At 60.7% G+C, this 17274-nt stretch carries 20 protein-coding genes and 1 tRNA gene; 12 read left to right on the forward strand and 9 right to left on the reverse strand.

The window, feature by feature from the left end; all coding sequences use genetic code 11:
* Positions 1-96: 96 nt before the first annotated feature.
* Positions 97-597 carry a type III secretion system chaperone family protein gene (locus tag C8N42_RS01105; protein ID WP_066710373.1) on the reverse strand — a complete coding sequence of 167 codons (501 nt, stop codon included), beginning with the start codon at positions 595-597 and terminating at the stop codon, positions 97-99.
* A gap of 311 nt (positions 598-908) precedes the next feature.
* Complete coding sequence (locus C8N42_RS01110) at positions 909-1157, reverse strand: accessory factor UbiK family protein (RefSeq protein WP_107814696.1); 249 nt, start codon at positions 1155-1157, stop codon at positions 909-911.
* 105 nt (positions 1158-1262) lie between these two features.
* Between C8N42_RS01110 and lgt the strand changes: the two genes are divergently transcribed.
* The 5 genes from lgt to C8N42_RS01130 all read left to right on the forward strand — a co-directional run bounded on the left by lgt (position 1263) and on the right by C8N42_RS01130 (position 5474).
* Positions 1263-2144 carry a prolipoprotein diacylglyceryl transferase gene (lgt, locus tag C8N42_RS01115; protein WP_107815045.1) on the forward strand — a complete coding sequence of 294 codons (882 nt, stop codon included), beginning with the start codon at positions 1263-1265 and terminating at the stop codon, positions 2142-2144.
* Entirely contained in the window at positions 2141-3208 is a 1068-nt protein-coding gene (locus tag C8N42_RS01120) for a class I SAM-dependent methyltransferase (RefSeq protein ID WP_107814697.1), read from the forward strand. Before lgt ends, C8N42_RS01120 begins: the two co-directional genes overlap by 4 nt.
* Positions 3205-3963 carry a peptidoglycan editing factor PgeF gene (pgeF, locus tag C8N42_RS01125; protein ID WP_107814698.1) on the forward strand — a complete coding sequence of 253 codons (759 nt, stop codon included), beginning with the start codon at positions 3205-3207 and terminating at the stop codon, positions 3961-3963. The genes C8N42_RS01120 and pgeF overlap by 4 nt, the downstream gene beginning before the upstream one ends.
* Positions 3964-4249: 286 nt before the next feature.
* Positions 4250-4390 (forward strand): hypothetical protein, encoded by a 141-nt coding sequence (locus tag C8N42_RS21460; RefSeq protein WP_170109152.1) that lies wholly within the window; start codon positions 4250-4252, stop codon positions 4388-4390.
* A 211-nt stretch (positions 4391-4601) separates the two neighbouring features.
* Positions 4602-5474 (forward strand): Hint domain-containing protein, encoded by an 873-nt coding sequence (locus tag C8N42_RS01130; RefSeq protein ID WP_107814699.1) that lies wholly within the window; start codon positions 4602-4604, stop codon positions 5472-5474.
* A gap of 93 nt (positions 5475-5567) precedes the next feature.
* On the opposite strand, the gene C8N42_RS01135 is transcribed toward C8N42_RS01130, so the two are convergent.
* Positions 5568-6068 carry an Lrp/AsnC family transcriptional regulator gene (locus C8N42_RS01135; protein ID WP_066710359.1) on the reverse strand — a complete coding sequence of 167 codons (501 nt, stop codon included), beginning with the start codon at positions 6066-6068 and terminating at the stop codon, positions 5568-5570.
* Positions 6069-6315: 247 nt separating this feature from the next.
* On the opposite strand from C8N42_RS01135, the gene trxB reads away from it, so the two are divergent.
* Complete coding sequence (gene trxB / locus C8N42_RS01145; RefSeq protein ID WP_107814701.1) at positions 6316-7260, forward strand: thioredoxin-disulfide reductase; 945 nt, start codon at positions 6316-6318, stop codon at positions 7258-7260.
* Positions 7261-7486: 226 nt separating this feature from the next.
* Positions 7487-9199, forward strand: a complete 1713-nt coding sequence (locus C8N42_RS01150; protein WP_107814702.1) for a bifunctional sulfate adenylyltransferase/adenylylsulfate kinase — start codon at positions 7487-7489, stop codon at positions 9197-9199.
* Positions 9200-9279: 80 nt separating this feature from the next.
* Here C8N42_RS01150 and C8N42_RS01155 read toward each other — a convergent pair whose 3' ends face one another.
* The 4 genes from C8N42_RS01155 to C8N42_RS01170 all read right to left on the reverse strand — a co-directional run bounded on the left by C8N42_RS01155 (position 9280) and on the right by C8N42_RS01170 (position 11530).
* Positions 9280-9762, reverse strand: coding sequence for a cytochrome b (locus tag C8N42_RS01155; protein WP_170109153.1), 483 nt, complete (start codon positions 9760-9762; stop codon positions 9280-9282).
* A 155-nt stretch (positions 9763-9917) separates the two neighbouring features.
* A complete protein-coding gene (locus C8N42_RS01160) occupies positions 9918-10790 on the reverse strand; it encodes a hypothetical protein (RefSeq protein ID WP_107814704.1) in 873 nt (290 codons plus the stop codon).
* A gap of 89 nt (positions 10791-10879) precedes the next feature.
* Positions 10880-11113 (reverse strand): DUF1150 family protein, encoded by a 234-nt coding sequence (locus C8N42_RS01165; RefSeq protein WP_107814705.1) that lies wholly within the window; start codon positions 11111-11113, stop codon positions 10880-10882.
* A gap of 3 nt (positions 11114-11116) precedes the next feature.
* Positions 11117-11530, reverse strand: a complete 414-nt coding sequence (locus C8N42_RS01170) for an Hsp20 family protein (protein WP_107814706.1) — start codon at positions 11528-11530, stop codon at positions 11117-11119.
* 185 nt (positions 11531-11715) lie between these two features.
* Between C8N42_RS01170 and C8N42_RS01175 the strand changes: the two genes are divergently transcribed.
* From C8N42_RS01175 to C8N42_RS01195, 5 genes are all read left to right on the forward strand, one after another.
* A complete protein-coding gene (locus tag C8N42_RS01175) occupies positions 11716-11934 on the forward strand; it encodes a YdcH family protein (RefSeq protein WP_107814707.1) in 219 nt (72 codons plus the stop codon).
* Positions 11935-11989: 55 nt separating this feature from the next.
* A complete protein-coding gene (gene purE / locus C8N42_RS01180; protein ID WP_107814708.1) occupies positions 11990-12475 on the forward strand; it encodes a 5-(carboxyamino)imidazole ribonucleotide mutase in 486 nt (161 codons plus the stop codon).
* Complete coding sequence (locus C8N42_RS01185; RefSeq protein ID WP_107814709.1) at positions 12468-13547, forward strand: 5-(carboxyamino)imidazole ribonucleotide synthase; 1080 nt, start codon at positions 12468-12470, stop codon at positions 13545-13547. Before purE ends, C8N42_RS01185 begins: the two co-directional genes overlap by 8 nt.
* A 107-nt stretch (positions 13548-13654) precedes the next feature.
* The gene (pepT, locus tag C8N42_RS01190; RefSeq protein WP_107814710.1) at positions 13655-14899 is read left to right on the forward strand and encodes a peptidase T; all 1245 of its coding nucleotides are present in this window, start codon (positions 13655-13657) and stop codon (positions 14897-14899) included.
* Positions 14900-15077: 178 nt separating this feature from the next.
* On the forward strand, positions 15078-15890 hold the full coding sequence (locus C8N42_RS01195) for a phosphodiesterase (RefSeq protein WP_107814711.1): 813 nt from the start codon (positions 15078-15080) through the stop codon (positions 15888-15890).
* On the opposite strand, the gene C8N42_RS01200 is transcribed toward C8N42_RS01195, so the two are convergent.
* Complete coding sequence (locus C8N42_RS01200) at positions 15881-16888, reverse strand: phosphate acyltransferase (protein ID WP_170109154.1); 1008 nt, start codon at positions 16886-16888, stop codon at positions 15881-15883. The two genes, C8N42_RS01195 and C8N42_RS01200, sit on opposite strands and share 10 nt — an antisense overlap.
* Positions 16889-17026: 138 nt before the next feature.
* Positions 17027-17101, reverse strand: a tRNA-Thr gene (locus C8N42_RS01205).
* Between the last annotated feature and the right edge of the window lie 173 nt (positions 17102-17274).

Raw genomic sequence — 17274 nt, forward strand, 5'->3', positions numbered from 1 at the left:
TATCATATAAAAAGCCCCCTGAGGGCATCAGGGGGCACTCTATCAATCACCGGGCCAAGCGCAACGCGGGTGAGCCGTGCGTTTTCGCGCGGGCGCTTATGCGCGTCCGTAAGCCTCGCGGATCGCCACATCCATGGCATCCTCGGGCGAACGATCAGACCATGCGACCAGTTGGAAGGCCGGATAGAACCGCTCGGCGGCGCCCACAGCCGCACCGATCAGCCGGTCGACCTGTTCGGGGCTGGCGATCTGACCGCCCGAGAGGACGAGTCCGTAGCGATACACCATCAGGCGCTGCTCGTGCCAATAGGTGAAGGCCCCGGTCCAAATCTGGTCATTGGCCCGGTTCAGCACGTCGAAGATTTGCGGCAGCTTCTCTTCGGGCGGCTCCATCTCGAAGGTGCAAATGAGACGCAGGGTTTCGTCATATTCCGACCACGCGAGCGTGATGGAATAGGTGCGCCACTGCCCCTCGACCGCCATGGCGATCTGATCCTCGGCGACACGGTCGAATTCCCAGTCATTGTACTCACACAGGTGCTCGCACAAGTCGATCGGGTGAATTTCGGTGGAAAAGCTCTGCTCAATAAGCGACATTCACGGGCCTCTTCTGGTCTGCGTCCCGTGGCTGTGCGACATCCCCCCTACGCGACATCACAGTGGCGGCCACTAAGACTTGGTGCCTGCTCTAAGGGTCGATGGGATTTCACCCCCCCTTACCAGATATGGTGTGATGAAAGCGACGAATCTGTAAAGCGAAATATTTGTGTTATCCCCAGCATTCCGGGATCATCCACAAGTTGCTTAAATTTTCCCCAGCCCCACAAAGCCCCCTGTGGACAGAAAAAAGCCCCCCGGAAGGGAGGCTTACGCTGTCCACATTTCAGTTCGAAACGGCGAAGCCCGGATCAGGCTTTTTTCTTGCTCTCAAGCGCATCGAGGCGCTTTTTCAGTTCCTCGTTCTCTTCGCGGGCCTTCTGCGCCATGGCACGCACAGCGTCGAATTCCTCGCGGGTGACGAAATCGCGATCTGCCAACCAGCGGTCCATGACGCCCTTCAGAGCGGTCTCAGCCTCGTCTTTCGCACCCTGCGCCACGCCCATGGCATTGGTCATGAGTTGGGAAATATCGTCGAGAATCTTGTTGCGGGTCTGCATGTCTGGCTCCGTCCGGCACATTCGTGATGTCTTGTGACCTATATGGGGCGCGAGGGCGCAAATCACAAGGTTGACTTCCGCCTCCGCGTGGCGACAGTTGCGCTCATGTTGACACGTCTGCCTGCCGTTCTGAATTTCCCAGACCTCTCCCCCACCCTGTTCGAGATCGACCTCGGACCGGTGCATTTCGCTTTGCACTGGTATGCGCTGGCCTATATCGGCGGGTTCCTGATCGGTTGGATCCTCATCCTGCGCACACTCAAGGCCACACGCCTCTGGGCCAATGAGACGCCGCCGCTCAACAAGGCGGAGTTCGAGGATCTTCTGACATGGCTGATCCTTGGGGTCATTGTCGGCGGGCGGCTGGGCTATGTGCTGTTCTACAAACCCGGCTATTACCTGAGCCACCCGATTGAAATTCCGATGGTCTGGCAAGGCGGCATGGCCTTTCATGGCGGCTTTCTCGGCGTCATCATCGCCGCACTTCTCTGGGGCATGAAACACAAGAAACCGCTTCTGTCGCTTGGCGATCTTCTGGCCATGGCAACACCGCCGGGGCTTTTGCTGGGCCGGGTCGCGAATTTCGTGAACGCCGAGCTTTGGGGCAAGCCTTGGGATGGGCCATGGGCGGTGATCTTTCCGGGTGAGGCCGCACAGGCCTGCGCGAATGTCGGTCCCTTGTGTGCCCGCCACCCCTCGCAGCTTTACGAGGCGGGCATGGAGGGGCTGATTCTCGGCACCCTGATCCTCGCCCTCGTCTGGCTCGGCCACGCGTTCAAACGACCGGGCTTCATCATGGGGCTGTTCTTTGCGGGCTATGGCGTCTCTCGCTTCATTGTCGAATTCTTCCGCCAGCCCGACGCACAATTCGTCACCGCCGCCAATCCAAATGGCATGATCTTCCTCGGGATGCAGATGGGGCAGCTCCTGTCCCTGCCGATGATCCTGATCGGGCTCTTCTTCATGCTCCGCACCAAACGCTCATGACCGCGTTGAAAGACATCCTGACGCGCCGCATTGCCCAGACTGGGCCAATCTCGCTGGCCGACTATATGGCCGAATGCCTGCTCCATCCCGAGCATGGCTATTACACCACGCGCGATCCCTTGGGTACGGCGGGCGATTTCACCACCGCGCCGGAGATCAGCCAGATGTTCGGTGAGCTTCTGGGGTTGTGTCTTGCGCAAAGCTGGCTCGATCAGGGCGCGCCTTCGCCCTTTGCGCTTGCGGAACTCGGCCCGGGTCGCGGCACGCTGATGGCCGACATCCTGCGCGCGACCAAAGGCGTGCCGGGGATGCATGACGCCATGCGGCTTCATCTCGTCGAAGCCTCCCCCACCTTGCGCGCGGCACAGAAGGATCGGCTTGAAGGCTATGGGGTGACATGGTGCGATCAGGTCGCGGACCTGCCCGACGCCCCGTTCTGGCTGATCGCCAACGAGTTCTTCGACGCCCTGCCGATCCGGCAATTCACCCGCAAGGGCGACAGATGGGCGGAAACGCAGGTCGGACTTAAGAACGCCGCGCTGACCCTCGGCCTCTCTGCCCCCACGCCCTTTTCCGCCCTCGCGCATCGTCTCTCGGACACCAAGGAAGGCGACATTGTCGAGATTTGCCCCGCAGCCGCACCCATCGTGGCGGAGATCGCCTCGCGCCTTGCCCAAGGCGGGGCGGCGATCTTCATCGACTATGGCGATTGGCGCAGTCTCGGCGACACGTTCCAGGCGCTTGAAGCCCATGAGTCCGTCGATCCCCTCGCCCGCCCCGGTCTGGCCGACCTGACCGCCCATGTGGATTTCGAAGCCCTCGCCCTCGCCGCCGAAACCGCCGGGATCGCCGCCTCACAGATGATCCCGCAGGGCGCGCTCCTGGCCCGCCTCGGTATCGCCGCCCGCGCCGAGGCGCTTGCGCGAAATCTGAGCGGCACGGCCCGCGACATGCATATGACCGCATTTGAGCGGTTGACCTCGCCCTCAGAAATGGGAACCCTTTTCAAAGCGCTGGCCCTCGCGCCCGCCCCCGATTTGCTGCCTCCGGGATTCGACGCATGACACTGGACATCATCACCTCCGACGCGCTGACTGGCATCCGCCACGGGTTCTTCACCCGCAAAGGCGGTGCCTCTTCCGGCGTGTTCGAGGGGCTCAATTGCGGCCTCGGCTCGACCGATCAGGCCGATATCGTCAAGATCAACCGCGCAAGGGCGGTGCAAGCTCTGGGCCTCGGGCCAGAAGCGCTTTGTTCCGCCAATCAGGTGCATTCCGCCGATGTCGCCCGGATCGAGAGACCGCAGGACGGTCCGGCGCCAAAGGTCGACGCGCTTGTGACCGATCAGCCGGGACTGGCGCTGGTGATTCTGACCGCCGATTGTCAGCCGGTGCTGTTTGCCGACCGCGAGGCCGGGGTGATCGGTGCGGCCCATGCCGGCTGGAAAGGCGCGATTGCCGGCGTGCTCGAAGAAACGCTCGACGCGATGGAAGCACTTGGCGCCACGCGAAGCAATATTTCTGCGGTGATAGGCCCGACGATTTCCCAACGCGCCTATGAGGTCGGCCCGGAGTTCTTCGAGGATTTCCTCGCCGAGTCTCCCGAAAATGCCCGTTTTTTCGCGAATGGCGAGGGCGACCGCTACCTCTTCGACCTTCCGGCCTACGGGTTGCACCGTCTGCGGCAGGCCGGGATCGGACACGCTGAATGGACCCGGCATTGCACCTATTCCGACCCGGAACGTTTCTATTCCTACCGCCGTTCGGTTCATCGCAAGGAAGCCGATTACGGACGACTCATCTCACTGATCCGGCTCTGAGCAAGGCACCTTTCGTTTGAGGCAGGAATGGGGCTGCATCCCGCCCCATTTTCGCCCGAAACAATGCCATGAAACCTTCTTAATTGTTTCTCAAAAACCAGAATTAACATTAATTTTCTGATCGTTAGATAGCCTCACAGACCAGTAAGGCTGCGGTTCACTATTACCTCGGACTTTCTCTCGTTTTCTCCCCTGATCGCCCCATTTTCGTCGAAGCGATCCGACATATTGTTCGCGAGATCGAAACAGACATCGACGCCGGGCTGGCGTGACGAGAGAGGCAAATATGAAAAACCGTCGCTGGATGAAATCCATGATCGCCGAGGCCAAAAAGACCGAGGTCGAAATGCCCTGGACCCGAGGCGTCCGTCGCACCGCCTTCATCGAGAAGAAGGTTGGCAAACCGGCGTGGCGCGCCTCTGCCTGAGTCTGACGATGGAGGCGATTCGTCTCCCGAACGTGAAACGGCACGACGCCATAACACCATTGCCTGGAAACAGAGAAACAAAGCGATGGCAGACCGGGCGACTGGTTCCACCGTTAACTCTAATTGGCTAAAATTTTTGACAATCCTGGCGGAAATCTGAAATCGTGTCGGGGCTGTTATCGGTGGGGGCCGACACAGTAAGAGGTTTTCGATGTCGCAGCCCCTCCCCGGGCCCCTGACCGGATCGCGTTCCAGAGCCGAGCGCCCGCAGTTCTCCCATACTCGTTCCCTTGGCCATCTGCCCGCTTCCGACCCACCCACGACAGGCGTCACGCAACCGGTCAAGACCGCATGGACCGTACGTCGCACCCGCCCGGTGGAGCGTCCGGTAGAAGCCCTGCGACGCTACAACATTGCCTGGCGCGCGCCGAACGGCGATATTTGCGAAACGCCTCAAACGGCCCCCGCCCTTCCGGTGTTCGAGGCCGCCTTCAATGCATTTGCGCGCGGCGCATTGATCCCGACCGTCGCGGGGCCGGTGGCAATCGAAGACTTATTGCCCGGTGACGAGGTCGTGACCGTGGACAATGGCGTGCAACAGGTCGAGTGGATCGGCTCCATGGCGCTCGACACGCGCGGCATACGGTCTCCCGAAGCCCACGCCGAACGACTCTACCGCATCACCTCCGACACTTTCGGCCTCGGCCGGCCAACCCCGGACCTGATGTTGGGCTCGGGCGCGCGTTACCTTCTGAAGACCGATGGGCTGAAATCCTGGCTCGGCACAGCGCAGGCGATGGCCCCAATCACCGGGATGGTGGACGGGGTGTCGGTGATCGAGGTTACACCCATCTCCGCCGTGCGCAGCTATCATCTCGCGCTCGGGCGTCACAGTCTGATCCGGGTCAACGGCGTCGAACTTGAAAGCTACCATCCCGGCACCGCCGCCTCCGCCCAGTTGCAAGGCGACCTGCGCGCGCGCTTCATGGCCCTGTTCCCACATCTCGACAGCTTGGGCGATTTCGGCGCACTGGCCTATCCGCGGCTCACACCCGGCGATCTTTCGGAAATGATGTTTCGGTAAATCGCTCAGTTGCGGGTCATCCTTCGACCGACCTTATACGAAAACGGCCCGACCGGAAGGCGGGCCGTTTTTCATGCAGTCTGGAACGAGAAGTCAGGCGTTCTGAGCCAACCGCGCTTCGAGTACGTCGAAAGGCACACCCGGTTCGTCTTTCGCACAGCGGATGACGAGGGAGGTTTTGACCGAAGCAACATTCTCGGTCGAGAGCAGCTCTCCGGTCAAAAAGCTCTGGAAAGTCGAAAGGTCCGGCGCAACGCATTTGAGGATGAAGTCCACCTCTCCGTTGAGCATATGGCACTCGCGCACCAGCGGCCATTCGCGGCATTTCGCCTCGAATTTCGACAGATCGCTTTCCGCCTGGCTTTGCAGTCCGACCATGGCAAAGACCTGTACCTCGAAATTCAGCGCCCGCGTGTCGACCACGGCGTGATAGCCTCTGATGAACCCGCTTTCTTCGAGCGTGCGCACACGGCGCAGACAGGGCGGCGCGGAAATGCCCACCCGGCGCGCCAGCTCCACGTTGGTCATCCGCCCATCGGCTTGCAGTTCCGCAAGAATTTTCCGGTCGATCTCGTCGAGTTTATGTGAGGGCATCTGTCTTCCGCCTTGGCCCGAAAGGCCCTTAATTCCATAGATGTGCGCAAACAGGCGTCCACGCGCAACATTCTTTCTCATTATGGCAAGAAAGTTTCAAGAGGATTTCGCGCCAGAGATGTGCGGGAAAACGGCGTCTGCCCATTTTTTCACCGCGGCTGTGCGTCGCACAGGGTTTGCGTCACCGCAGCGCGGTGTCTATATCGAAGTCAACAGCAAAGACAACACGTAAAAATGAGGTCCCGACATGGCGGACACGAAACACACGAAAGTTCTGATCATCGGCTCCGGCCCGGCGGGTTACACGGCGGGCATCTATGCCGCACGCGCGATGCTCTCCCCGATCCTCGTGCAAGGGATGGAACCCGGTGGTCAGTTGACCACCACCACAGAGGTCGAGAACTTCCCCGGCTACAGCGAAGTGCAGGGACCGGAATTGATGGTGAAGATGCAGGAACATGCTGCGGCGATGGGCACGGAGATCATCTCCGACATCATCGTGGAGCTCGACACCGACAGCCGTCCTTTTGTGGCCAAGGGCGACAGCGGCATGGTGTATACGGCGGATGCGGTGATCCTCGCCACCGGCGCACGCGCCAAATGGCTTGGCCTGCCCTCGGAAGAAGCGTTCAAAGGCTATGGTGTCTCCGCCTGCGCCACCTGTGACGGGTTCTTCTATCGCAACATGGAGATCGTCGTGGTCGGCGGCGGCAACACGGCGGTTGAAGAAGCACTGTTCCTGACCAATTTTGCCTCGAAAGTGACGCTGATCCACCGCCGCGACAGCCTGCGGGCGGAGAAAATCCTGATCGACCGTTTGATGAAGAACGAGAAGATCGTGCCGCTCTGGGACAACGAACTGGTCGAAGTCTATGGCGACGAGGCCCCGATGAAGGGCGTGAACGGCGTGAAGGCGCGCAACGTCAAGACCGGCGAGATTACCGACATCCCCGCAAAAGGCGTGTTCATCGCCATCGGCCACGCCCCCGCCAACGAGTTGGTGAAAGACAAGCTCGACCTGCACAACGGCGGCTATGTCTCGGTGAAACCGGGCACGACGGAAACCTCCATCCCCGGCATCTTCGCCGCAGGCGATCTCACCGATCACAAATACCGTCAGGCGGTGACCTCGGCAGGCATGGGCTGCATGGCCGCGCTCGACGCCGAACACTGGCTTGCGGCACAGGAGTGAACCAATGCGCAGCCCTTGGGGATATTGATCTTCCAGCGGCAACATTGGGCGGACATTCGTCCCACAAAACATAGAAAAATGAGGCTTACAGGCCTCATTTTTCGTTTCTTCACCCGCGTCTATTGATTTGAAGACCCGCATGGGAGTATGGCCCCGTGGAGCTTGCGGCGTCATGTTTGTGCAAGCTCGTTTCGTTCGTACCGACCAGCGCAAGAAGGCCTCAATCATGCCGCAGAACCTCGCCCCGATCCCCGAGCTTTATGTCTCCTACGACAGCGCCCAAAAGCTCAAAGTCGAAGCCGCCGATCTTGTGAGCTGGGATCTGTCCCCGCGTCAGATTTGTGACCTCGAACTTCTGATGAACGGCGGGTTCAACCCGCTCAAGGGCTTTCTGTCCGAGGAAGATTACAACAGCGTCGTCGAGAATATGCGCCTCGCGAACGGCACACTCTGGCCGATGCCGATCACGCTCGATGTCTCCGAAGATTTCGCCGCCAAGATCGAACTCGGTCAGGACATTGCTTTGCGCGATCAGGAGGGCGTGATCCTCGGCACCATGACGGTCACCGACCGCTGGGTGCCGAACAAGGCGAAAGAGGCCGAAATGGTCTTTGGTGCCGACGATCTGGCCCACCCGGCCGTGAACTACCTGCACAACACGGCGGGCAAGGTGTATCTCGGCGGTCCCATCGTGGGCATCCAGCAGCCGGTGCATTACGATTTCCGCGCCCGTCGCGACACGCCCAACGAACTGCGCGCCTATTTCCGCAAGGTGGGCTGGCGTCGTGTCGTGGCGTTCCAGACCCGCAATCCGCTGCACCGCGCGCATCAGGAACTGACCTTCCGCGCCGCGAAAGAAGCTCAGGCCAACCTGCTGATCCATCCGGTTGTCGGCATGACCAAACCCGGCGACGTGGATCACTTCACCCGCGTGCGTTGCTATGAGGCTGTGCTCGACAAATACCCGCAATCGACCACGACGATGAGCCTGCTGCCGCTCGCCATGCGCATGGCAGGTCCGCGCGAGGCCGTGTGGCACGGTCTGATCCGCAAGAATTACGGCTGTACCCACCTGATCGTCGGTCGCGACCACGCCGGGCCGGGCAAGAACTCCGCCGGTGAGGATTTCTACGGACCCTACGATGCGCAGGAGCTTTTCGCGAAACACGCGGAAGAGATGGGTATCGAAATGGTCGACTTCAAACACATGGTCTATGTGCAGGAGCGCGCGCAGTACGAACCCGCCGACGAGATCGCGGACAAGGACAACGTCACCATCCTCAACATCTCCGGCACCGAGCTGCGCCGCCGTCTTCAGGAAGGTCTGGAAATCCCCGAGTGGTTCTCCTTCCCCGAAGTGGTGAACGAGCTGCGCAAAACCAAACCGCCGCGTTCGAAACAGGGCTTCACCGTATTCTTCACCGGTTTCTCCGGCTCCGGCAAATCCACCATCGCCAACGCGCTCATGGTGAAACTGATGGAGATGGGCGGGCGTCCGGTCACGCTTCTGGATGGCGACATCGTGCGCAAGAACCTGTCCTCCGAACTGGGCTTCTCGAAAGAGCACCGCGATCTCAACATCCGCCGCATCGGTTACGTGGCTTCCGAAATCACAAAGAACGGCGGTATCGCGATCTGTGCACCGATCGCGCCCTATGCCTCGACCCGCCGGGCCGTGCGGGAGGATGTCGAGAATTTCGGTGCCTTTGTCGAGGTCCACGTCGCCACCTCCATCGAGGAATGCGAACGTCGCGACCGCAAGGGGCTCTACAAGCTGGCTCGCGAAGGCAAGATCAAGGAATTCACCGGCATCTCCGACCCCTACGAAGTCCCGGAAAACCCGGAACTGCGTGTCGAGACCGAGGGCCATGATGTGGACAACTGTGCCCATCAGGTCATTCTCAAGCTCGAGTCCATGGGGCTGATCGCCGCTCACTGAGACCCTTGAGGACAGCAACGAAAAAAGCCCCGGCCAATCGGTCGGGGCTTTCTCGTATGGTATTCTTGCTATTCCGGCTTTCAGTGCGGCGCCATGCGTTTCAGAAGATTGTCCTTGAGAATGAACTGGTGATAGAGCGCTGCCGCGACATGGATAATGATCAGGATAAGCGTCAGGTTCACCAGCACCTCATGGGCCTCACCGGCCGCCCGGATACCGAGAAACCAAGCCGCTCCCCCGGCGGCAGGTGTCGCGATCATCGCCGCATAGAGCAAGAAATGCACCCCATGGGCAGCCTTTTCCAGCAGCGGATGCGGTGCAGGCGGCAGCGCGGGTGCCCCCTGGATCAGTCGCACCACAACCCGGATGATCATCAGAACCAGCGTCGTCACACCGACGATGACATGCAACTTCGCCGTGGTGTTGTCGTTCACACCGGTCTGGGTAAAGGTCCGGAGCGCCCGTCCCATCCCGTCCGAGACCACGTAGTTGAAAGCGAAGGTCAGCACCACCGCCCAGTGCAGGAGCTTCTGCAACCCGCTGTAGGATTGGGAAATCTTCATGTTCGCTCGCTTTCTGGCTTGCCTCACGGACACAATGCGTCGTTTGTGCATGACCGAAAGCTAAACCGGCACCTCCGCCAGAGCAAATGCGTTTCGCGTGGAGAAGACCGGTCTATAACCCGGGTTTAGCCAGAGCTGGCGCAAAATCCGGTAGGTCAGCCATTCCAGCGGCGAGGTTCCGTCAGATCGCGATTGAAACGGGTCGCGGGATCGTCACCGCCCCAGATGCCGTAATTGTCCCGGAAATACTCGATACAGAGCGTATCCGCCTCGGCCCGTCCATGGTCCTGACAAACGAAATCCGCCAGTGCCTCTGCCCCACGATTGTGCGCGAATCGAAAGGTATCGGCGGGACGCCAGATTCCGTGTCCGTTCTTGGTGAAATGCCCCGAAAGCCAAGGATCGTCGACCGTCCAGATGATCTCGGGGATGTCATACATATCGGGCGTGAAGAAAGACGGACGCGCCAGCACGCCGCCAAAACCTTCGGCAACGTCAATGTAGCCGGGTGTGCCCACGAAGGCGAATTTCTTGCGCAATCCGGTCCGCAGACGCCATAGCCGATAGCGCCAGCCCTTGCGTCGGCGTTTCGCGCGGGGCTGGAAGCTGCGCGGGAAATCGTAACAGGGATTGGCCAGCCGTTCGTTGAGGTTGTACCCCATATTGGAGATCACATCGTTCGGATGCGCCTCGGCAGCGGTACCAAGTTTGTAGAGCAGTTCCGGCTCGTATTGCTGGTCGTCATCGCAATAGAACAGGAACACATCCTCGCCCGCGTAATCCTTCGCGGCGGGCAGGATTTTCGTGGCGGGACCGTAATCGGTTTCGCAGATGCGCACACTGACCCAATCGGGCAAATCGGGCAAATCCGTCGCAAGATCAAAGGCAAAGCGGCGGTAGCGACGCGGCAGATCGAGACGAATTTCGCGGATGTTGACGTGTCTTTGCTCCCGCAAAGACAACAGTGTCGGCATGAGATCGTCGAACCGCGGAGGGATCGCGGTCAGCGAGACAACGAAATCTTTCATGGAAGATCTTTCCGAGAGACGAAGTGCGTTTCGTCTCTCGGTAGGTCAGTACCTTTAAGTTTGCAAGAAGAACCGTTGCAGACAGCTCCTTAGTGGACGTTCACCGGCGCAAAATCGTGCTCGCGCGCCAATACGAAAGCGAGCTGGCGATTGGCAACCAGAGCAAGGCGCGTACCGTCGGCCCCGTTCACGGAATAGATGTGGTCAAGCCCTCCAGCCTGTGCCTGCACCTCTTTAGGCAGGTCGGCCACGGCAACCGGGCGGACGTAGACGATTTTCTCTTCGCCCCCCTCAGAGGGCAGATGCGGATAGCGCGTGTTCATGGCTTACCCCTTCCTGATCTGAATGGTTTGAACGACTGTATCGGGCATGGCGCGGGTCAGGTCGATGTGCAGAAGCCCGTTTTCCATCGAAGCGCCGGTGACATCGACCCCGTCAGCCAGCACGAAAGAGCGCTGAAACTGTCGTCCGGCGATGCCACGGTGCAGGAACACCCGTCCCTCTTCGGGATCGGCCTGACGCCCGCGCACCACAAGCTGACGGTCTTCCAGCGTGATCGCGAGGTCTTCCTCGGCAAAGCCCGCGACAGCGAGCGTGATCCGGTAGGTGTTCTCTGAGGATTGTTCAATGTTGTAAGGAGGATAGCCCCCGGCATCGGACTTCGCCGTGCGTTCCACAAGGCGCTCCAACTGGTCAAAGCCCAACAGAAACGGATGGGCACCAAAGCCTACTTTCGTCATCACCACGTCCTCTCTCAGAAGCGACTGTGTTCACCTTCACGGGTCCCGGTTGCGGCAACCCCTCCCGAAAAATATGGGGCGTTGCACCTACAGCTTCAAGAGCCTCTCAGAACGCTTTGAGTTTCGCGCATTTGCGGCTAGAGTTGAATAACGCGACCGCCGAAACAACACATAGAGACAACGCGATGAACGTGTCCAACCGTATGGATCATCTGGAGGTGCTCAAGGTCAAACTCGAGATGCTCAAACGCGAGCACCGGGATCTTGATGCCGCGATCGACGCGATGCAGGAGACCGGTCATCTCGATGCCCTGCGCCTGCAACGGATGAAAAAGCAAAAACTCGCGCTCAAGGACCGGATCGCCCTTCTGGAAGACCAGATCACCCCGGACATCATTGCGTAAGCGCGCGCATCGGCTATAAGGCGGGAAAGCAACACTTTCCCGGGAGATGAGCCATATGAGCGTCGAGGTCGGCATCATCATGGGCAGCCAGTCCGACTGGCCCACCATGAAACGCGCAGCGGAAATTCTGGACGAATTGGGCGTACCGTACGAGGCCAAGATTGTTTCCGCTCACCGCACGCCGGACCGTCTCTGGAGCTACGGGAAAGAGGCGGCGGGGCGTGGCCTCAAGGTGATCATCGCAGGCGCGGGCGGGGCTGCGCATCTGCCCGGCATGATGGCGTCCAAGACCCGCGTGCCGGTGATCGGCGTTCCGGTTCAGACCCGTGCGCTCTCGGGCGTCGACAGCCTCTATTCCATCGTCCAGATGCCCAAGGGCTTCCCGGTTGCCACCATGGCCATTGGCGAGGCGGGCGCGGCAAATGCCGGGCTGATGGCGGCGGGCATTCTCGCAACCTCCGATCCTGCACTGGCCGAACGCCTCGATGCGTGGCGCGAAGCCCTTTCCGCCTCCATTCCCGATGAGCCTGCCGATGACTGATATCGAAACCCTGGCTCCGAATGCGACCATCGGCATTCTTGGCGGCGGTCAGCTTGGCCGGATGCTTTCCGTCGCGGCCTCCCGCCTCGGGTTCAAGACCCACATTTTCGAGCCCGGCACCAACCCGCCCGCCGGTCATGTCGCCGACAAAGTGACCACCGCGCCCTATGAGGATGAAACCGCGCTGCGGGCCTTTGCCGAAAGCGTCGATGTAGTGACCTACGAGTTCGAAAACGTGCCGACCTCCGCGCTCGATCTCATCGAATCCATCGTGCCGATCCGCCCGAACCGCAAGGCGCTTGCGGTCTCTCAGGACCGTCTCACCGAAAAGAGCTTCCTGTCCGAACTGGGTCTTCAGGTCGCGCCTTTCGCCGCCGTGGACGACGACGTCGATCTGGCCGAAGCCCTGCTTGAGATTGGCACACCGGCGATCCTGAAAACCCGCCGCTTCGGCTATGACGGCAAGGGGCAGGCCCGGATCATGGCCCCTGCCGAGGCCGATCAGGCCCTCAAGGACATGGCCGGCGCACCCGCAATTCTTGAGGGGTTTGTCAATTTCACCCATGAGGTCTCCGTCATTGCCGCACGTGGTCAGGCCGGGGATATCTCCTGTTTCGACCCCGGTGAAAACGTGCACAAATCCGGCATTCTGCATACGACCACCGTGCCCGCCCGTCTGACACCGGCGCAGCGCACCGATGCCGTGCTTCTGGCCGCCAAAATCCTGAATGCGCTCGGTTATGTCGGCGTGATGGGGGTCGAGCTTTTCGTCACGCCCGATGGTCTCGTGGTCAATGAGATCGCGCCCCGCGTGCACAATTCCGGCCATTGGACCCAGAACGGCTGTGTCATCGACCAGTTCGAACAACACATCCGCGCCGTGGTCGGCTGGCCTCTGGGCGATGGCAAACGGCATTCCAATGTCGAGATGCTGAACCTCATTGGCGACGATGTGAACCGCATTCCGGAGTTCGCGAAAGACGGTTCTGTCGCGATCCATCTCTATGGCAAGACGGATGTGAAGCCGGGCCGCAAGATGGGCCATGTGAACAGGATCACCGGCGCTGCATAATTCAGCGATGAGGCGGGACATCCGCCGCCTCACGTTTCCTTGTCCGCCCCGAACTTGACTCTTCGCCCTGCACGTTCCCTTCTCGGCACAACAGAGAAGGACATTTCATGACACACGCGTTCGACAAGGACCTTGAAAACCGTCTGGTCCGCTATGCCGCCATCGACACCCAGAGCGATGAAGACGCCCCCGGCGCACCAAGTACGGCGATCCAGCTCGACCTCTTGCGCATGTTGCAGGCGGAACTCACCGCGATGGGGGCCGCAGATGTGGAACTCACCGACTACGGCGTTGTGCTCGCCACCATTCCCGGCACCGCCGAAGGTCCGACCGTCGGCTTTCTCGCCCATGTCGACACCGCGCCGCAATTCAACGCCACCGGCGTGAAACCCCGCGTCGTGCGCGGCTACAACGGCGGCGAGATCACATTTCCGGACAATCCCGATCTTGTGCTCTCGCCCGAAGAGTTCCCCTATCTCGCCGAAAAACAGGGCCATGACATCGTAACCGCCTCCGGCACCACCCTTCTGGGCGCGGATGACAAGGCGGGCGTCGCGATCATCATGACCGCGGCACAGCACTTGCTCTCCCAGCCCGAAATCCCCCATGGCCCGATCCGCATCGCCTTTACCCCCGACGAGGAAATCGGACGCGGCGTGTCGCCCCGGCTCCCCAAGGATCTCGGTGCGGAGTTCGCCTATACGTTCGATGGCGGCAAGGTCGGCGAGATCGAATTCGAGACTTTCTCAGCCGATGCCGCAGACGTCACCGTCAAAGGCGTCTCGATCCATCCGGGCTTTGCCAAGGACAAGATGGTGAACGCGATCCATCTGGCCGCGAAGATCATCCAGACCCTGCCCCATGTCACCATGACGCCGGAAACCACCGACGGGGTGGACGGATTCATTCACGCCACCGACATGGTGGGCGGCTCCTCGGAAATGAAAATCCGCTTCATCCTGCGCGATTTCGAACGCGAAGGTCTGGCGGCGAAGGGGGCGCTTTTGCAGCAGATCTGTGAGGCTGTCGCCGCGACCGAACCGCGCGCCACGATCACCTGCGACATCCGCCCGCAATATCGCAACATGCGCTATTGGCTGGAAAAGGACATGACGCCGGTCGATCTGGCCACGGAGGCCTGTCGCAAGATCGGCCTTGATCCGGTCTCCGTCCCGATCCGGGGTGGCACCGATGGATCGCGCCTGACCGAGATGGGCGTGCCGACGCCGAACCTGTTCACCGGGATGCAGAACATCCACGGCCCGCTCGAATGGATTTCGGTGCAGGATATGGCGGTCGCGACCGAGCTTTGCCTGACACTGTCACAACTGGCTGCGAAACCCGACCGGTAATCGCCTTCAGCAAGACAGCGCCACCCCCCGAAATACACGATTTTCATGCGTGCCGACGTTATTTCTCCCGACAGCCAAGGCCCGTTGACGGCCCGCATCGAAAGCGTCACGTTCCTTGGGACGCAAACGCCTCGCCCCCTCCTGAACGCCTCATCATCCTGCCGAAAGTCCCGTCTGAATGCCCGCGTTTCTCCAGATCACCGACACCCATATCGTCGCCCCCGGCGCACTGGCCTGTGGTCGCTCCGACACCGCAGCCGCGCTCACCCGCGCGATTGAGACGATCAACGCCAAACTGCCGGTTCTGGGCGATGTCTCCTGTGCAATCGTCACCGGCGATCTGACCGATCACGGCACGCCGGAGGAATATGCGCATTTCAGCGCGCTGATGGCCCCGCTTGAATTGCCTTGGCTGGCCGTGCCGGGCAATCACGACCGACGCGCTGCGATGCGCTCGGCTTTCGCGGGCTCCGACTGGATGCCGGAGCGCGGCCCGATCCATTGGCACCGCGATTTCGGCCCCTTTTCCCTGATCGGTCTCGATACCCTGCTCGAAGGCGCGCATCACGGCGATCTCGCCAAGGAAGGCCTTGCGCTGGTTGATGAGGTTTTGAGCCGGATCGGAGCTCAACCCGTGGTCATTGCCACGCATCACCCGTGGATGCCCTCCGCGATCACCTCAATGGATGACGACAACCTGCGCAACGGCGCGGCGCTCATGGCGCGGCTCAATGCCCATCCCGGTCCGGTACGGATGATTTCCGGCCATGTCCATCGCGCGATGACCACGCAAATCGGCCGTATCACCTGCCAGATCGCGCCAGCGACCGGGCATGCGGTCGATGTCGATCTGCGCCCCGGCGTGGACAACCGTCTGACGTTCGAACCGGGGGCGGTGACGCTTTATACATGGCTCGATGCGCCCTTGCCCTGTCTGGTATCCGACGTGATCCCGACCGGCGATTACCCGTCCTACCCGTTTCAGGGCTGAGACAGGCGGTGGCGTTGCCCTTCGGCCCGCGCCAGCGCCATGAGCACGACGCCCAGAATGTCGTCATCGGTGGAACCACGCGACAGATCGCTGACGCTGTGGCGAAAACCCTGCAGGAAAGGCCCATAGGCATCGGCGCGGGCAAAGCGCTGCACCGCCTTGTAAGCAGTATTGCCCGCATCGAGGTCGGGAAAAATCAGGATATTGGCCCGCCCGGCAACCTCGGAAGGGCGGGTGAGCTTGCGCGCGGCGATTTCCGGCACGATGGCGGTGTCAAGCTGGAACTCCCCGTCGATTTTCAGCCCGGGCGCGCGGATTTGAGCCAGATGCACTGCCTTGCGCACGTGATCCACCCTGTCGTGCCGGGCACTGCCGTCGGTCGAAAACGACAGGAAGGCGACGCGTGGCTCCCATCCGAGGAGATCTACGGCGGTCTGCGCCGTCGTCAACGCGATCTGCGCCAGTGCCTCGCTGTCGGGGGCGGGTTGCACACCGCAATCCGCGAAAATCATCGCCTCGCCTTCGCTGCCCGCAAATCCCGGAATGCGCATGAGAAACAGGCTCGACGGCGCTTTCAGCCCATCCGTCAGGCCGAGATAGGTAAAGGCTGTGCGGATCACCTCTTCGGTCGGGACCGCAAGCCCCGCAACCATGGCCTCCGCCCCGCCCGCCCCCAGAATGATCGCCCCGGCATGCAGAGGTTTCGGGAAACCGCGGAGCAGGCGTTTCTCACCAACCCTCTGGTTTTGCGCTCTGAAACGCCCGGCCCATTCCTGCGCCAACTGCGGATCATCAACCGCCAGACATGTCACGCTCTCAGGCAAATCCCCGACCTGTTCCAAAGCTGCGCGGGTCTCGAACAGCAAAACGGGACGCGCCAGATCTTCGGTGCACAACGTCTCGATCACGGGTTTGAGCCGTACATCACCGCCTTCAGGAAACACGATGCGCAGACCTTTGCCACGAATCCGGTCTTTCAGCGTCTCGATAATCGACATGGTTCCTCCTGAAATTCCCTCTCTGTGACAGAGTTTTTCAAACCTGTCGCGGAGTTCAGCCAAATCGGGACGAATTGCCGCCAAGACACAGACAGATGCGGTAGCGCACCGAACAATGAGCATTTCATGAAGGAAGAATGGTGCTGCTGGAGAGAATTGAACTCTCGACCTCTCCCTTACCAAGGGAGTGCTCTACCTCTGAGCTACAGCAGCGCCGGGATGCGGTGGTGCGTGTATCACCGTCGCCGTGGGCGGCTAATTAGACGTGATCGCTGCGCGGTGCAAGCGCATTTTCGCGAAAAAATACCCGGTCGGTAAATTTCTTTGCCGCCCCATTCCCGCCTGCGTCGCGGCAGGTCGCGCACAATTGCGCGAAACGCCAGCCC

Origin of the sequence: Celeribacter persicus, assembly GCF_003050785.1 — a bacterium.
GTDB classification, from domain to species: Bacteria; Pseudomonadota; Alphaproteobacteria; order Rhodobacterales; family Rhodobacteraceae; genus Celeribacter; species Celeribacter persicus.

Bases quoted from the DNA above. Each gene is read 5' to 3' on its own strand.
- C8N42_RS01105 (WP_066710373.1), bottom strand. From the start codon at position 597: ATGTCGCTTATTGAGCAGAGCTTTTCCACCGAAATTCACCCGATCGAC.
- C8N42_RS01110 (WP_107814696.1), bottom strand. From the start codon at position 1,157: ATGCAGACCCGCAACAAGATTCTCGACGATATTTCCCAACTCATGACC.
- lgt (WP_107815045.1), top strand. From the start codon at position 1,263: ATGTTGACACGTCTGCCTGCCGTTCTGAATTTCCCAGACCTCTCCCCC.
- C8N42_RS01120 (WP_107814697.1), top strand. From the start codon at position 2,141: ATGACCGCGTTGAAAGACATCCTGACGCGCCGCATTGCCCAGACTGGG.
- pgeF (WP_107814698.1), top strand. From the start codon at position 3,205: ATGACACTGGACATCATCACCTCCGACGCGCTGACTGGCATCCGCCAC.
- C8N42_RS21460 (WP_170109152.1), top strand. From the start codon at position 4,250: ATGAAAAACCGTCGCTGGATGAAATCCATGATCGCCGAGGCCAAAAAG.
- C8N42_RS01130 (WP_107814699.1), top strand. From the start codon at position 4,602: ATGTCGCAGCCCCTCCCCGGGCCCCTGACCGGATCGCGTTCCAGAGCC.
- C8N42_RS01135 (WP_066710359.1), bottom strand. From the start codon at position 6,068: ATGCCCTCACATAAACTCGACGAGATCGACCGGAAAATTCTTGCGGAA.
- trxB (WP_107814701.1), top strand. From the start codon at position 6,316: ATGGCGGACACGAAACACACGAAAGTTCTGATCATCGGCTCCGGCCCG.
- C8N42_RS01150 (WP_107814702.1), top strand. From the start codon at position 7,487: ATGCCGCAGAACCTCGCCCCGATCCCCGAGCTTTATGTCTCCTACGAC.
- C8N42_RS01155 (WP_170109153.1), bottom strand. From the start codon at position 9,762: ATGAAGATTTCCCAATCCTACAGCGGGTTGCAGAAGCTCCTGCACTGG.
- C8N42_RS01160 (WP_107814704.1), bottom strand. From the start codon at position 10,790: ATGAAAGATTTCGTTGTCTCGCTGACCGCGATCCCTCCGCGGTTCGAC.
- C8N42_RS01165 (WP_107814705.1), bottom strand. From the start codon at position 11,113: ATGAACACGCGCTATCCGCATCTGCCCTCTGAGGGGGGCGAAGAGAAA.
- C8N42_RS01170 (WP_107814706.1), bottom strand. From the start codon at position 11,530: ATGACGAAAGTAGGCTTTGGTGCCCATCCGTTTCTGTTGGGCTTTGAC.
- C8N42_RS01175 (WP_107814707.1), top strand. From the start codon at position 11,716: ATGAACGTGTCCAACCGTATGGATCATCTGGAGGTGCTCAAGGTCAAA.
- purE (WP_107814708.1), top strand. From the start codon at position 11,990: ATGAGCGTCGAGGTCGGCATCATCATGGGCAGCCAGTCCGACTGGCCC.
- C8N42_RS01185 (WP_107814709.1), top strand. From the start codon at position 12,468: ATGACTGATATCGAAACCCTGGCTCCGAATGCGACCATCGGCATTCTT.
- pepT (WP_107814710.1), top strand. From the start codon at position 13,655: ATGACACACGCGTTCGACAAGGACCTTGAAAACCGTCTGGTCCGCTAT.
- C8N42_RS01195 (WP_107814711.1), top strand. From the start codon at position 15,078: ATGCCCGCGTTTCTCCAGATCACCGACACCCATATCGTCGCCCCCGGC.
- C8N42_RS01200 (WP_170109154.1), bottom strand. From the start codon at position 16,888: ATGTCGATTATCGAGACGCTGAAAGACCGGATTCGTGGCAAAGGTCTG.